The following is a 15,293-nucleotide window of genomic DNA, read 5'->3' on the forward strand; positions in this document are numbered from 1 at the left end:
AACTCGCGACCCCAACCTTGGCAAGGTTGTGCTCTACCAACTGAGCTATTCCCGCTGATTGCTGTCGGGCGTTGCCTGACAACGGCTGCGTATTCTACTGATAACTCGGGGGCCGTCAACACTTTCGTGAAAAAATTTAACAGCCGCTGATAATCATGGTGCTCGCAGGTCCTCCGGTTCCACCCCAAGGGCCAACTGCACAATTCTGGCCACGGATGCACTCAATACCTCAGCCTCGGTGCCGGGCACTTCCAGCAGCAGATCGTAGCTCATACCCAGCACTACATTGACGATCAGGGTACCGTCCTGACGAGGGCACGGCGAATCCAGTCGCACCAGGAGCTGCTCAAGACCATCAATCCAGGACTGCCGATAACGACGAGCGACCCTGGCCAGACGGTCGTCCCTGAGCGCCTCCATCACAAACACCTGCTCTGCCAGTACCTGCTCCCTCCGGCGCGTAAACTGCTCCTGCATCCAGGCCCGGGCAAAGTCGGTCAGGCGCTGACACAGCTCCGGACGAAACTCAGCGCCGCGGCGCAATTGCACCTCAGGCACACCATCAAGTACCAGATTCAGGGTGTCATGGAAGGCTTTCAGTTCCGCACCGGCCTCCTTCGCGTACAGCATGAAGGCATCGCTGATCAACTCGTTGATGTCCCGGAAATAATAGGTGGTTGCGGCCAGGGGAACCCCCGCTTCCCTGGCGACGGAACGATGCTTGATACCTTTGATACCGTCCTTCGCCGCTACCCGGATGGTTGCCTTGAGAATAGCATGACGCCGGATTTCACTTTTGGCACGAGTGGTTCTGCCACCCCGCCCTGGGGCCTTGTTATCATTGTGCATAGGTTTATTGGCGCCCGGGCCGTCGCACATCGCCGGGTTGGAAGATGACATCCTGTTCTCACTCCGTTGATTTTCTTGTTATTGCGTGTGAATGAGTGTGCCCGTTATCGACATCCAATTCGTTGAACCGATCATCAAACTGGCCAGCTCTACTGGCCAAAGCGTGGCCCACCTTCAAGATAAGCCAGTTCGTCCGCCGAGGAGGCGCGCTTCAGGGCCTTGTTGCGATGGGGAAACCGGCCAAACCGGGCAATAATATCCCGGTGATCGCGAGCCGATTGCAGAAAGCTGCCAAGAAAGTCTCCCAGAACGCCATCTGTGGTGGCAGACAACTGCTGATAGCACTCTACTGAAAGATCCTGATCAGCCAGCTTCTCGGAGTGTTGCAGCGGCATATAAAGAAAGGCGCGTTGCACCGGGGGCAGATCCAGATCCTGTCCTCGCTGCATTGCGCCACGGCACAACTGCCTGGCCAGCCGGTCATTGTCAAAGGCCATGGCGCCTCCGCGAAAAATATTACGGGTGAACTGGTCCAGCAGAAGAATCTCAGCAAGCGAGCCTCCGGCGGCTTTACGCCAGTGATCTAACCCTTGCTCCGAGGCAAACAGCACCAGAGACAGAAACCGGCGCCGGATTTCCTGATCGAAGGCACGGTCACTGCGAAACCAACGGTTACGATGATCGCGATCAGGAATACCGTTTTCATCTAATTGACCGAACCAGAAATCCAGAAGCTCTTTCCAATCGAACATCTGACAACTCCCTGATACATTGATTGTCAGGATCACTTTAAACGGCCCACTGTCGTCAAGTTTACGGTCGTATCAAGACAAACGACCAGATCGGAGATGTTATGACCCAACCACACCAGATTATTCTACTGGCCCACGGCAGCAGCGACGCACGCTGGTGCGAAACCTTCGAGAAACTGGCCGAACCGACCGTAGAGTCAATCGAGAACGCAGCCATTGCCTATATGGAACTGGCAGAACCCTCGCTGGATACCATTGTGAACCGGGCCAAAGGGCAAGGCGTAGAGCAATTCACGGTCGTCCCGTTATTTCTCGCTGCGGGCCGCCACTTGCGAAAAGATGTGCCAGCCATGATCGAAAAGCTGGAGGCGGAACACGGCGTTACTATCCGCCTGGCTGAACCAATCGGGAAAAATCCGAGGCTTGGACTGGCCATCCGTGATGTGGTTAAGGAGGAACTGGAGCGCTCTGAACACTGACAAAGAACCAACGACGGATTCCGATCGCAGGAGGGAACCCATGGACAAACGTATATTGGTTACCGGTGCCACAGGGTTTATCGGCCACATACTATGCCGAGAGTTGATTGAACGCGGTTATGGGCTAACAGTTCTCAGCCGTCAGAAGCCGGATGCCGTGCGCTCCATCTGCGGCCGGGTAGAAGTCACGGATGATCTGGAAAAGTTGCGCGCACACCCGGGCTTCGATGCAGTTATCAACCTGGCAGGGGAAGGCATTGCCGACAAACGGTGGAGCCATGCCCGCAAGGAACAACTGCGTGCCAGCCGCATTGATCTTACCCGCACCCTGGTCGGAGTGGTCAGAACCTGGAGCAACATGCCGGAGGTTCTGGTATCCGGCTCTGCCGTCGGCTTTTATGGCAACCAGGGGGATCACCTGGTTACCGAAGACACAGAACCCCATGATGAGTTTACACACCAACTGTGCCGGGACTGGGAACAGGAGGCACTGAAGCTTGAAACTGATGGCGTGCGCGTTTGCCTGTCCCGCACCGGCGTGGTGGCCGGCCGTAACGGCGGTTTTCTGCAACGCATGATCCTGCCCTTCAAGCTCGGGCTTGGCGGAAAGCTGGGCTCCGGACGGCAATACATGCCCTGGGTTCACAGGGACGACGTGGTTTCCGGCCTGCTCTGGATGCTGGATACGCCAACGGCAAGCGGCCCCTACAATATGGTCAGCCCGAACCCGGTCACCAATGCGGAATTTACGAGAACGCTTGCACAGGTTCTACACCGCCCAGCCGTTATACCGGCTCCAGCGCCTGCGCTGAAACTGATGCTGGGGGAAATGGCCGGGCTGTTACTGACCGGTCAGAAGGCGATACCGGAACGGCTAAAACGTGAGGGTTTTGAATTCCGGTTTGCGGAACTGGAAGCCGCGTTAAGGGAAAGTGTGGGAACTTAACTTTTTTAAGAAAAAGCGTTGACAGCCCAGGGCACCTTACTTAATATACGCGCCACCTCGACGAGGCAAGCTTTTGAAAACGTTGCGTCCCCTTCGTCTAGTGGCCTAGGACTCCGCCCTTTCACGGCGGCAACAGGGGTTCGAACCCCCTAGGGGACGCCAATTTCAAAGCTGTCTGTTCGTCAGCTGCCATGACCACCTTGGTGGTGCTTTCCTCCTTTAGCAGCATGGCTCTTCTGATCCTTCATGACGAAGATGCCAACTCCGACGAAGAAGCCAATCATCAGCAATACTGTGGCGATTCCGGCGATTACAACTGCGTCCATATACATGGCTATGTCTCCTGTACCTGTAAAACTTGATTAAGCTCAGGTTACGCCGGCACCGCCTGCCCCGTATTGATCTGCATCAAGCTCATTTCGTCATTGCAATAATTGCCAAAGTGAGACGCCCTGCCCCATTTCTCTCGATTTATCCTGAGTTTGCAGCGCATTTGCCATAAACTGCTGCTATAGTCGTAGGCAAGGGAATACAGGTAACAAAGTCAGGGATCGCTTCTGTAATTGCTATGTCCGATACTTCCTTGGATGGTCGAAAAATCAAAGACATGCCAGACATTGCGACGCGTTTGAAACGTTTTCGTGCAGCCTCTCCTTTATCTTTCCGGCTGGTGGCATGGATCCTTCTGTTCAGCTCTGCTTTTACACTGCTCGCATCCGGCATCCAGATCTACTCAGACTACCGGGAGGATCTGTCCAAGATTGAACAGCGGATGCAGGTTATCGAATCCGGTTATCGTTCCAGTCTTGCCCAGAGCCTGTGGGCGCTGGATCAAAAGCACCTGCAAACCCAAATGGACGGTATCCTTAGTCTGCCCGATATCGAACACCTTCGGCTCCGGATTGAACCTGACTCGGAGCTGGTCATGGGAGAGCTCCCAAGAGAAGCCGATACCCTCACCCACAGTTTTGAGCTGATCTATCGTGACGATGCCGAGTTCCAGCTGGGCGAACTCACCATAACCGCCAGCCTGCAGCGAGTGTACGATGAGCTGCGGCGCCGGGTGGGGTTCATTCTTGGCACCCAGTTCCTGATCGTTTTCTTTGTTTCCATTCTGATTCTATGGATCTTCCGCCACCTGGTCACCCGCCACCTGGCTGACATGGCTGACTACACCCGCGATCTGTCATTGCGGAATCTTGCGCGCCCGCTGGAACTGGATAGGCCTGATACGCCGGCTTACCAGCGTGATGAACTGGGTATGGTGACGGAAGCCATTAACCAGATGCGCGAACGCCTTACCGATGACGTGGCAAGGCGGGAACGGGATGAAGCCGAAATTCGTAAATTCTCCAAAGCCATCGACCAGAGCCCGTCTTCGGTTCTGATCTGTGACCGGCAATGGCGCATTGAATATGCGAACCGGAAATTCAGCCAGCTGACGGGGAACAGCCCGTCTGAAATCATCGGCAAGCATCCCTCCTCACTCATTGACCCTGGTGTGGATTCCCACGAAGCCAGACAGCTCTGGAAATCCATCAGGCTTCAGGTACAGCGCGTGGGCGTTTGGCAAGGCGAAGTCAACAGCACACGGAAAAATGGCGAGCGCTACTGGGAACAGCTTGTGGTCACCCCTATCAAGGACAATAACGGTGAAACCACCGGTTACCTGATACTCGGGGAAGACATCAGCATCCGCAAACGTTACGAGCAACAGCTGTTGCGGCAAGCGAATTATGACATCCTGACCGGGCTACCCAATCGTATGCTTGCCCTGGACCGCCTGAAACTGGCGCTGGCCCAGGCAAGGCGTGATGAGTCCAAGGTTGGGGTGATGTTCCTGGACCTGGACAACTTCAAGCACATCAACGATACCCTCGGCCACGACGCCGGTGACACCCTGCTGATTGAAGCCGCACGCCGGATCTCCAGCTGCCTGCGCGGCACCAGTACCGTTGCGCGGCTGGGTGGTGATGAGTTCCTTGTGGTGCTGCCGGGGCTGAACGGGCCGGACGCCTCTTCCCAGGTTGCCGAACGTATTCTGAAAACCTTCGCACCGCCGTTCATGCTCAGCGGCCAGGAAGTGTTTGTCACCACCAGTATTGGCATCGCCACCTTCCCGGACGACTCGGATAACAGCGGAATCCTGCTCCAGCACGCCGATGCGGCCATGTACGAGGCGAAACACAAAGGCAAGAGCGCCTATGCCCGTTTTACTCCGGAGATGAGCGAGGTTTCTCACGAGCGTCTGCAAATGGAATCTCACATGCGCAAGGCCCTGGAGCTGGGTGAATTCGAGATCTATTTCCAGCCCATTGTCGACACCGCCAGTGGTGGCCTGGTGGCGGCTGAAGCCCTGCTTCGCTGGAACAATCCGGCCATGGGCATGGTGATGCCAGATCGCTTTATTCCGCTGGCCGAGGAAACCGGCCTGATCATTCCGATCGGCGAATGGGTAATCAAGGAAGCCTGTCAAGCCGCGTACTGCTGGCAGGCGATGACCGGGCGTGAGATCAGCATTGCCGTCAACGTATCACCACGCCAGTTCCGGGACCCCGGGTTTACCGACGCCATCATGCGCGCGCTGAACGACAGCAATTTACGGCCGGAACTGCTGGAACTGGAAATCACGGAACGGCTGATTCTGGACAACTCCATCGAAACCGCTGATATCCTCAAACAACTCGACAAAGTTGGAATCCGCTTGTCGGTCGACGATTTCGGCACTGGCTATTCGGCACTCAGCTATCTGAAAAGCTATCCGTTCGATACCCTGAAAATCGACAAGTCATTTGTTCAGGATGTCCTGAAAGAAAACGAAGATGCTTCCCTTGTCCGCGCGATCATCAACATGGCCCACAGCCTAGGCCTGAAAGTGGTTGCCGAAGGGGTTGAGGAAGAAGACCAGACTCACTTCCTGAAAGCGGAGCATTGCGACTACTCCCAGGGTTACTTCTATAGTCGCCCCCTGCCCGAGCAGGACTTCATTCACTGGCTCGAAACCAATGAGCGGGCCAATCTAAAGTAATCAATACGGCACAACCATGGACGACTCAATCCTGGTCGTAAACTGCGGCAGTTCATCACTGAAACTCGCGCTGTTTGATCACGACCACCAGAAAATCACCTCTGCCCTGGCGGAAAGACTTAATCAATCCGATGCCTTTGCACGCATCAATGGCGATGAAACACCGGTTCACTTACCTTCCGGTGCCAGCCACAGCCAGGCGCTGGCGGCGCTCGTCAACGCATTTAAAGACCGGGCTCTGATGACGGGCGAACCCATGGCTGTTGGCCATCGAGTGGTGCATGGAGGCGAAACCTTCCGTGAAGCTTCGTTAATTGACGATCAAACGGTATCCGCCATTGAAGCATGCGCCGCGCTGGCCCCCCTGCATAACCCGGTAAACCTCGCGGGCATTCGCGCCATGCAGGCGCTGTTCCCGAACGTTCCACAGGTCGCGGTGTTCGATACCGCTTACCATCAGACCCTGCCCGAGCGCGCTTACCGATACGCACTACCGGAACGGTGCTACAGCGACTGGGGAGTGCGTCGTTACGGCTTCCACGGCACCAGTCATTATTTCATGGCACACGAGGCCGCTCGTCTGCTGGACAAGACACCGGCCACCACCTCAATTATCTCTGCCCACCTGGGTAACGGTTGTAGCATTACAGCGATCCAGAATGGGCTCAGCGTCGATACCAGCATGGGTCTGACTCCGCTTGAGGGACTCGTGATGGGCACCCGCAGCGGGGATGTCGATCCCGGGCTGTTCGACTACCTGGCAAGTCGGGGTATGAGTGCCGGTGACGTCCACGAGATGCTGAATAAAGAAAGCGGATTACAGGGACTCTCAGGCCAGACCAACGACATGCGAACCTTGTGTGAGCTGGCTGACCATGGCCACGACCCCTCACAGCTGGCAATTGACGTATTCTGCTTCCGCCTGGCGCGGTATATTGGAGCGATGACCGCGTCCCTGACAAAACTCGACGCTCTGGTCTTCACTGGCGGCATCGGTGAAAACAGTGCCCGCATTCGCCAGGACACAACCCGACATCTGCACCTGCTTGGGATTGAGCTGGATCCGGACCTCAACGAGCATCACGGCCGCTGGAGTGATGGCCGCATCAGTTCCCCGGACTCGCGTTATCCGGCGCTGGTCATTCCCACAAATGAAGAACTGGTGATTGCCCGAGAAGCCGCCCGCCTGGCCGCTGCCGACACCGAACACTCCGAAGAATGAAACCTGGAACAATCATGGCAAAAAGTCTTTTCATAGCCCCAACCTCTCTTGACTCCGGCCTGACATCCGTATGCCTTGGTCTTCTGCGTGCCCTGGAACGGGAAGGAGTGAGCGTCGGCTTTTACAAGCCATTCAGTCAGTCCGTACACAGAGGCGAAGCACTTCATAACGACGGCAAGGATTCTTCGGTGGCCTTTGTGCGTGCCCGCAGCCACCTGGAACCACCCGACCCGATTCCGTTGAAAAAAGCCCAGCAGCTGTTGAACCATGGCAAAGCCGACCTGCTGATGGAGAACGTGGTCGGTGAATACCAGAAAGTCGCCAATGAAGCGGATGTGGTCATCATTGAAGGATTGGTGCCGGACAGAACGGAAGCCTATATCGCGCGACTCAACGTGGAAGTCGCCCGCAATCTCGGTTCCGAGGTAATTCTGGTAAGTACTCCGAAGAGTTGCACTGCCAGCGAGCTTGATGACGAGCTGGATTTCTCCTCACGCCTGTTTGCCGCGCCGTCGGATCCGGACGTGATTGCGGTGATTCTCAACAAAGTAGGGGAACCGCAGAAATCTGGCATGGCACTGGACCATCCCCCGGCCAATGAAACCATCGAAACCGACTATCACGCCTCCTGCAAAGTGTTCGCCAACGGCCGCTTTCAGTTGCTGGCACAGATTCCCTGGCAACCCCAACTGCTGGCACCCCGGGTCTCTGATGTAGCGCGAGAGCTTGGTGTTCCGGTACTGCACGAAGGGCAAATGCACTCACGGCGGGTGCAGCGGGTATCAGTGTGCGCCAGATCCATCCGCAACATGACCGACACCCTCAAGCCAGGCACCCTGATGGTCACCCCTGGTGATCGCGAGGATATCGTAGTGGCCACGGCCGTTGCCGCTCTCAATGGTGTCCCGCTTGCCGGACTGATGCTGACAGGCGGCCTGATGCCGGACGAACGGGTTATAGAGTTGTGTCGACAGGCACTGGACACCGGCTTGCCAGTGCTGAGCTCGGAAACCAATACCTACGAGAGCGCCCACCTGTTGGCAAATCTGTCTTCAGCCATTCCCATTGACGACCCTGAGCGTATTGAAGAAGCCATGGAATCCGTGGCCCGGCGAATCAATACCCAGTGGCTGCAGGAGCATCTGAAAGTTCAGCGCCAACGTCGGCTCTCGCCTCCGGCATTCCGTTATCAGCTATCGGAAAGAGCCCGGGCTGCAGCCAAGCGGATCGTCTTGCCAGAAGGCAGTGAACCCAGAACCATTCAGGCAGCCATTATCTGCCATCAACGTAACCTGGCTCATTGCGCGCTGATCGGTGATCCACACGAGATTCGCTCAGTCGCCGCCTCCCAGGGCGTGGAACTGCCAAATGACCTGGAAATCATAGACCCGCAATCGGTGCGCGAGCGTTATGTGGCGCCCATGGTGGAGCTGAGGAAACACAAGGGCCTGACACCGGATATGGCCGAAGCCATGCTGGAGGATAACGTCGTTCTGGGTACCATGATGGTGGCCATGGACGAAGCCGACGGACTGGTCTCCGGCGCTATTCATACCACGGCCAACACCGTGCGCCCTGCCCTCCAGCTGATCAAGACCCATGACAACGCCAAGGTGGTGTCATCGGTATTCTTCATGTTGTTACCGCAACAGGTGCTGGTATATGGCGACTGCGCCATCAACCCAGACCCGAATGCCGAGGAACTGGCCGATATTGCCATACAGAGTGCCGAATCTGCTGAAGCCTTTGGTATTGAACCTGTGGTCGCGATGATCAGCTACAGTACCGGTGAGTCCGGCAGCGGTGAGGATGTCGACAAAGTTCGCGAAGCCACCCGCATTGCCCGGGAACGGCGCCCGGATCTGCTCATTGACGGACCGCTGCAATACGATGCTGCGGCGATTGAGAGCGTGGCAAAATCCAAAGCCCCGGGCAGCAAGGTGGCTGGCAAGGCTACCGTGTTTGTGTTCCCGGACCTGAACACGGGCAACACCACCTACAAGGCGGTGCAGCGCAGTGCCAATGTCGTCAGCGTGGGGCCCATGCTCCAGGGCTTGCGAAAACCGGTAAACGACCTGTCCCGCGGGGCCCTGGTGGAAGATATTGTCTTCACCATTGCCCTGACGGCCGTACAGGCAAAACAGGTCGCGGATGCAGGAGCCGCCTGATCAGGGCTCCTGGCAGGGGCTAGCCCCGGCAGATCAGCGTTTAACGCTTTTCTGCCGGGTCTTCTTGATCCGACGGCCTTTCTTCAGGTCGTTGTCTTTCTTGACCTTTTGCCGAGGCGTCAGACGGTCGACCTTGGTTGCGAAGGGGTTTTCTCCTGACTTGAATTCAAACCGTATCGGCGCGCCCACGACTTTCAGCACCTTTCTGAAGGTGTTTTCAAGGTAACGCTTGTAAGCACCGGGCAGTGAATCCACCTGATTACCATGCACCACCACAACCGGCGGATTGGAGCCGCCCTGGTGAGCGTATCGCAGCTTGATGCGGCGACCATGAACCATCGGCGGCTGGTGTTGAGCAACGGCATCCTGGAGGATTGCAGTCAACCGGTTGGTTGGCCACTTTGACATCGCGGATTCATAGCAGGCCTGGACCGACTCATACATGGTTCCCACGCCCGTGCCGTGCAGTGCCGAGATATAATACTTGTCCGCGTAATCCAGGAAATCCAGGCGCCTGGCCACCTGCTCTTTTACCCGGTCACGGTCTTCCGGATCCATGCCATCCCATTTGTTGATGGCGATCACCAGTGAGCGGCCCGCATCCAGTACAAACCCGATCAGGTGCAGATCCTGGTCTACCAGCCCCTCCCGGGCATCGATTACCAGAATCACGACATGGGCATCATCAATCGCCTGCAGTGTCTTGATAATGGAGAACTTCTCCACCGCCTCGCGAACATTTTTTCGGCGACGAACCCCGGCAGTGTCAATCAAGGTATACTCATGGCCCTGGCGCTCATAGGGAATGTAAACGCTGTCGCGAGTAGTACCCGGCATGTCGTACACCACCACCCGATCTTCACCGAGCATGCGGTTAACCAGGGTAGACTTGCCCACATTCGGCCGCCCCACCACACCAATCCGGATACCCGGGTAACGATCCGCCCGGTCCTGGTCTTCCGGATTTTCCGGTTCCGGCAGCAGCGCTTCCAGCAAAGACAGGATGCCGCGGTTATGGGCCGCCGCAATCAGAAACGTGGACTCGAACCCCAGACTGTAGAAGTCCGCTGCCGCCACGTCCGGATCCTGGCCATCGGTCTTGTTAACCACCAGATGAGCCTGTTTGCCCGATTTGCGCAGATAATCCGCGATCATTTCATCGCCGGCGGTCAGTCCTGCCCGACCGTCCACAAGAAACAGGACAATGTCTGCTTCTTCTACCGCCTGCATTGACTGGCGAGCCATTTCGGCGTCAATACCGGCTTCGTCACCGGTAAGACCGCCCGTATCGATAACGATGAACTTCTGGCCTTCGTAGTTGCCCTCACCGTATTTTCGGTCCCGGGTCAGCCCGGGGAAGTCCGCTACGAGAGCATCCCTGGAGCGGGTCATCTGGTTAAACAACGTTGACTTACCAACGTTGGGGCGGCCTACAAGGGCGATAACTGGGGTCATATTGATCTGCTATTCAAGAAACCAGAAACCCGGCACACAGGCTAAAGCCTGGGCCGGGCATAAACTTGTCGGGGCGTACTCAGTCGTCCTGTTCAATTCTCAGGAGGGCCATCTTTCCGCCATTTCCATAAACCAGCAGGTTACCATCTTCGATCACCTGAACTGGTACGCGGATACCGTCACTATCAAACTCACGCTGGCCCTGCAGACTGCCATCGGAGGTCGACAGCACGTGCAGGTAGCCTTCAAAGTCGCCTACCACGAGGTAATCACCGGAAACAGCCGGTCGGGTCAGTTGGCGCCAGGACAGGCTGTCCTGAACCCAAAGCTCTCGCCGGTCGCTGCCACGGAGCGCTACGATATCGCCATTGGCGGAGGACAGAAAGATATTGCCGTTACCAATCGCGGGCGAGTAGAAGCTTGATGCCCGACGGCTCCAGATTTCCTGCCCGGAACGAATATCCACCAGCGCCAGCTTACCCTGATAACCGACGACCATAATGGCCGAATCCAGAACCAGCGGCTGGCCGCCGATATCCACCAGGCGTTCCAGTTCGGTACGACCCTGGGGCTGACCGACCTCATACTGCCACACTGGCTGCCCGTCCGAGGCGGTGAGTGCAATGACACGACCGTTGGCAAACGAGGAGATCACAATGTCGCCGCCCACCAACGGTGCAGCTGCGGTTCGCACGGTCAGCACCGGTACTTGAGCCTCGTATTGCCAGCGGCGTTCTCCGGTCGCTGCGTCGTGGGCAATCACACGGCCATCGGTGGTTTGTACCACCACGAGGTTACCGTTGGATTGAGGCGCAGCCAGAACCTCGGTGGGCAGGGGTACCCGCCAGGTCTCGGCACCGTCTTCCGAGGACACGGCCACCAGTTCCGCATCCCGGGTGACCATGTAAAGATGCCGGGCATCAGCGCCCGGTCCGGCGAAAAACTGTTCATCGTAGTCTTTCTGCCAGATAACCTCACCATCCGCCGGCCTGACTGTCGCAACAATCCCGTCAGCGGAAGCGGCGTAAATCACGTCGCCGGCGTAAAGAGGCGCGATCTGAAGCAGCTGATCGTCATGACCATCGCCAACAGACATGCTCCATACCGTATCCAGTTCAACGGTTTCGCTGATTTCAGGCACCGGAGCAGGTTGCTCAAAAGTGTCTGTACTACTGCACCCGGAGATTCCGACCAATAGACCACAAAAAACGGAGCCAACCCCGACCTTGAGCGCGCGCCCAACGAACATCAAGCGTCCTCCCCGACACCGAGGTCTGACAGCTTCAGTTCAAGAACACCGCTACGACCCTGCTGGCTCTGCTCACGTGCCGCCAGGTACGCCTCACGCGCACCTTCCCGGTCGCCCTTGGCCAACAGAACATCGCCTCTCAGCTCGGAGAAGATGGCCGCAAAGGCATCGGCGTCTACTGCATTGTCCAGAGTGGCAAGCGCGGCATCGTGTTCGCCAGCGGCAAACTGGGCTCGGGCAAGACGGTTACGAATCACCAGCTCCAGAGCCGGATGACCCGCTGATTTCTCCAGCGCCCAGTTCAGTGATTCAACAGCGGCCGCGGGATCCTCACCTTCAACCATCTGCTGCCGTGCCAGAACCAGATTGCCGTAGATGGCATAGGCGCTGTCGCCGTGTTCGTCTCGCAGTGTCTCCGCCACAAAACCCACAGTGTCGGCCGACTCATCATCTGCAGAGGAGAACGCGTTCAGCAGGTTGGCAAACTGATTAGCGGCTTCGGCGCGTTGTTGCGCCTGATGGTTCTGCCAGGCCTGCCATCCAAAGACGATGGCCAGAGCCGCACCAATACCGATGAGCAGCGAGCTTCCGTTATTTTTCCACCAGTCCTTGATTGCCTGGACCTGTTCTTCTTCGGTGCGCAACTCCGCCATGAAAACTCCTGTTATTCGTTAAAACTGCCTGTTTATATAGACTCTGCTTACAACAAACCGGCAAGCACAGCTGCCAGGTCTGCCTGAGCGATTTCCTGCTGGGGCTGATCGTCACGTAACGGCTTGAGCCCCGCCGTTGCCTGAGCGACTTCGTTTTCACCCAGAATCACCGCAAAGCGTGCGCCACTGCGGTCTGCCTTTTTCATCTGACTCTTGAAGCTGCCGCCACCGCAGTGCGAGACAACAATCCGGCCCGGCAATTCATTTCGTAGCGTTTCTGCCAACGCCATCGCCGGGCCTACCGCCTGGTCGCCCATGGCTGTAACGTAAACGTCGGCTTGATTGTTCACATGTTCGGGGACCAGTTCCAGGGTTTCCAGTAGCAGAATCAGTCGCTCCAGCCCCATGGCGAAGCCCACCGCTACGGTGGGTTTGCCTCCAAGTTGCTCCACCAGACCATCGTAACGGCCACCGGCACAGATCGTGCCCTGGGCACCCAGGCTGTCGGTAATCCACTCGAACACGGTTTTGCCGTAATAGTCCAGTCCCCGTACCAGGGCCGGGTTTACCGTGTAGGCAACGCCCGCCGCATCCAGCATCGCTTTCAGTTGTTCAAAATGCTGGCGCGATTCATCATCCAGATAGTCGTCCAGGCTCGGTGCGCCCTGCAAAATCTCCCGCGTGGCCGGATCCTTGCTGTCCAGTATTCGCAAAGGATTCGTGGTTAACCGGCGTTTGCTGTCATCGTCAAGCTTATCCTGATATTGCTCCAGATAGGCAACCAGGGCCTGACGGTAGACTTTCCGGGAGTCGCTGGTACCGATGGAATTGATCTCGAGTCTGGCATGGTCGGACAACCCCAGGGCGCTCCACAGGCGCGCCGTCAGGATCAACAGCTCGGCATCAATGTCAGGGCCGGCCATACCGAAGCATTCCACACCAATCTGATGAAACTGGCGGTAACGGCCTTTCTGTGGCCGCTCATGCCGGAACATCGGACCGGTGTACCAAAGCCGCCGGGTCTGATTAAAGAGCAGCCCATGCTCTTCCGCTGCACGCACGCACCCGGCCGTACCTTCGGGCCGCAGAGTAAGGCTATCGCCGTTGCGGTCTTCAAAGGTATACATCTCTTTTTCGACGATGTCAGTGACTTCACCGATCGATCGTTTGAACAACTCGGTATGTTCGACCACTGGCATACGGATTTCCTGATAGCCGTACTGCCCGAGAACCCGTCGAACGGTGGACTCAACGTACTGCCAGACCGGTGTCTGGTCCGGGAGAATATCGTTCATCCCCCGGATTGCCTGAATCTTTGCCAAAATAATATCCTGATAGTTTTCTGAAATCGGTTCTGATCAGTCTGAGGACTTGGCGATGACTGCGCTGTCCTGGTCCTCGCGCCGTGACACTTCCTCGCGAATCAGGCGTTCAAGGTCGTCCACCAGCGTTGCGTTGTCCAGCTTCTGGTTTGGCTTTCCGGCCATATAAAACAGGTTTTTCGGTGTGCCACCGGTCAGACCGATATCCGCTACCTTTGCCTCACCGGGACCATTAACAATACAGCCAATAATGGCCACATCCATAGAGGTGTTCACATCCTCAAGCCGGGCTTCCAGATCATTCATGGTCTGGATAACATCAAAGTTCTGACGGGAACAGCTTGGGCAGGCTATAAAGTTAATGCCGCGGCTGCGTAACCGAAGACTTTTGAGAATGTCGAAGCCGACTTTGATTTCCTGAACCGGATCGGCGGCAAGGGAAACCCGAATGGTGTCCCCAATGCCATCCATCAACAGCATGCCCAGGCCAATGGAGGACTTGACCGTGCCGGAACGGAATCCACCGGCCTCAGTGATACCAAGGTGCAGCGGTTGCTCAATCTGGGAGGCGATAAGGCGGTAGGCCGCGACGGTCATGAACACTTCCGACGCTTTCAGGCTGACCTTGAAGTCCTGAAAATCGTGTTTGTCCAGGATGTCGATATGACGCATGGCCGACTCTACCAGCGCTTCCGGCGTGGGCTCGCCGTATTTGCGTTGAAGCGCTTTTTCCAGTGAACCCGCGTTTACGCCGATCCTGATCGGAATGTTGCGGTCCCGGGCAGCACTGATTACCGCACTGACCCGATCGTCCCGGCCAATGTTACCGGGATTGATGCGCAGGCAGTCCACACCAAGCTCTGCAACTCGGAGCGCTATCTTGTAGTCAAAATGGATATCGGCCACCAACGGTAACGAGACCTGCTGGCGAATCTTGCCAAAGGCCTCAGCCGCCTCCATGGACGGAACCGACACCCGTACGATATCAGCTCCGGCCTCCTGGATAGCCTTGATCTGTGTGACTGTTGCGTCTACATCGCAGGTATTGGTATTGGTCATGCTCTGCACCGCAATGGGCGCATCGCCGCCAACGGGAACATTACCTACCATGATCTGACGGGATTTACGTCTTTTGATCGGAGACTCTTGTTTCATGGGATTCAACCAGAA

The 15,293-nt window shown here is 56.8% G+C and carries 13 protein-coding genes and 1 tRNA gene; 6 read left to right on the forward strand and 8 right to left on the reverse strand.

What is annotated here, in order from left to right; genetic code table 11:
* Positions 1-153: 153 nt before the first annotated feature.
* Both ARC85_RS12190 and ARC85_RS12195 read right to left on the reverse strand, forming a co-directional pair.
* Positions 154-900, reverse strand: coding sequence for a TetR/AcrR family transcriptional regulator (locus ARC85_RS12190; protein WP_286714942.1), 747 nt, complete (start codon positions 898-900; stop codon positions 154-156).
* A 98-nt stretch (positions 901-998) separates the two neighbouring features.
* Positions 999-1,601 carry a DUF924 family protein gene (locus ARC85_RS12195; protein ID WP_022992479.1) on the reverse strand — a complete coding sequence of 201 codons (603 nt, stop codon included), beginning with the start codon at positions 1,599-1,601 and terminating at the stop codon, positions 999-1,001.
* Between the two features lie 101 nt (positions 1,602-1,702).
* Here ARC85_RS12195 and ARC85_RS12200 point away from each other — a divergent pair, with 101 nt between their 5' ends.
* The 3 genes from ARC85_RS12200 (at position 1,703) to ARC85_RS12210 (ending at position 3,188) form a co-directional block, all read left to right on the forward strand.
* Positions 1,703-2,080, forward strand: a complete 378-nt coding sequence (locus ARC85_RS12200; protein ID WP_022992480.1) for a sirohydrochlorin chelatase — start codon at positions 1,703-1,705, stop codon at positions 2,078-2,080.
* Between the two features lie 40 nt (positions 2,081-2,120).
* Positions 2,121-3,026, forward strand: coding sequence for a TIGR01777 family oxidoreductase (locus ARC85_RS12205; protein ID WP_206852231.1), 906 nt, complete (start codon positions 2,121-2,123; stop codon positions 3,024-3,026).
* An 86-nt stretch (positions 3,027-3,112) separates the two neighbouring features.
* Positions 3,113-3,188: transfer RNA gene (locus tag ARC85_RS12210), tRNA-Glu, on the forward strand.
* A gap of 20 nt (positions 3,189-3,208) precedes the next feature.
* On the opposite strand, the gene ccoM is transcribed toward ARC85_RS12210, so the two are convergent.
* The gene (gene ccoM, locus ARC85_RS19710; RefSeq protein ID WP_022992482.1) at positions 3,209-3,358 is read right to left on the reverse strand and encodes a cytochrome c oxidase subunit CcoM; all 150 of its coding nucleotides are present in this window, start codon (positions 3,356-3,358) and stop codon (positions 3,209-3,211) included.
* A gap of 236 nt (positions 3,359-3,594) precedes the next feature.
* Between ccoM and ARC85_RS12220 the strand changes: the two genes are divergently transcribed.
* Genes ARC85_RS12220 through pta form a run of 3 tightly spaced genes read left to right on the forward strand, consistent with a single transcriptional unit; the run spans position 3,595 to position 9,444 of the window.
* Positions 3,595-6,054 carry a bifunctional diguanylate cyclase/phosphodiesterase gene (locus tag ARC85_RS12220; RefSeq protein WP_286714943.1) on the forward strand — a complete coding sequence of 820 codons (2,460 nt, stop codon included), beginning with the start codon at positions 3,595-3,597 and terminating at the stop codon, positions 6,052-6,054.
* A gap of 16 nt (positions 6,055-6,070) precedes the next feature.
* On the forward strand, positions 6,071-7,276 hold the full coding sequence (locus tag ARC85_RS12225) for an acetate/propionate family kinase (RefSeq protein WP_113879663.1): 1,206 nt from the start codon (positions 6,071-6,073) through the stop codon (positions 7,274-7,276).
* A 14-nt stretch (positions 7,277-7,290) separates the two neighbouring features.
* The gene (gene pta / locus ARC85_RS12230) at positions 7,291-9,444 is read left to right on the forward strand and encodes a phosphate acetyltransferase (RefSeq protein WP_286714944.1); all 2,154 of its coding nucleotides are present in this window, start codon (positions 7,291-7,293) and stop codon (positions 9,442-9,444) included.
* 33 nt (positions 9,445-9,477) lie between these two features.
* Here pta and der read toward each other — a convergent pair whose 3' ends face one another.
* The 5 genes from der to ispG form a co-directional block, all read right to left on the reverse strand.
* The gene (der, locus tag ARC85_RS12235) at positions 9,478-10,899 is read right to left on the reverse strand and encodes a ribosome biogenesis GTPase Der (protein ID WP_011784640.1); all 1,422 of its coding nucleotides are present in this window, start codon (positions 10,897-10,899) and stop codon (positions 9,478-9,480) included.
* 79 nt (positions 10,900-10,978) lie between these two features.
* On the reverse strand, positions 10,979-12,148 hold the full coding sequence (gene bamB / locus ARC85_RS12240; RefSeq protein ID WP_278802472.1) for an outer membrane protein assembly factor BamB: 1,170 nt from the start codon (positions 12,146-12,148) through the stop codon (positions 10,979-10,981).
* Entirely contained in the window at positions 12,148-12,801 is a 654-nt protein-coding gene (locus ARC85_RS12245) for a YfgM family protein (RefSeq protein WP_023011058.1), read from the reverse strand. Before ARC85_RS12245 ends, bamB begins: the two co-directional genes overlap by 1 nt.
* A gap of 47 nt (positions 12,802-12,848) precedes the next feature.
* The gene (gene hisS / locus ARC85_RS12250) at positions 12,849-14,126 is read right to left on the reverse strand and encodes a histidine--tRNA ligase (RefSeq protein WP_286714964.1); all 1,278 of its coding nucleotides are present in this window, start codon (positions 14,124-14,126) and stop codon (positions 12,849-12,851) included.
* A gap of 33 nt (positions 14,127-14,159) precedes the next feature.
* Complete coding sequence (gene ispG / locus ARC85_RS12255; protein ID WP_011784636.1) at positions 14,160-15,278, reverse strand: flavodoxin-dependent (E)-4-hydroxy-3-methylbut-2-enyl-diphosphate synthase; 1,119 nt, start codon at positions 15,276-15,278, stop codon at positions 14,160-14,162.
* Between the last annotated feature and the right edge of the window lie 15 nt (positions 15,279-15,293).

The sequence above is a fragment of the Marinobacter sp. tcs-11 genome (assembly GCF_002049515.1).
GTDB classification, from domain to species: Bacteria; Pseudomonadota; Gammaproteobacteria; order Pseudomonadales; family Oleiphilaceae; genus Marinobacter; species Marinobacter nauticus.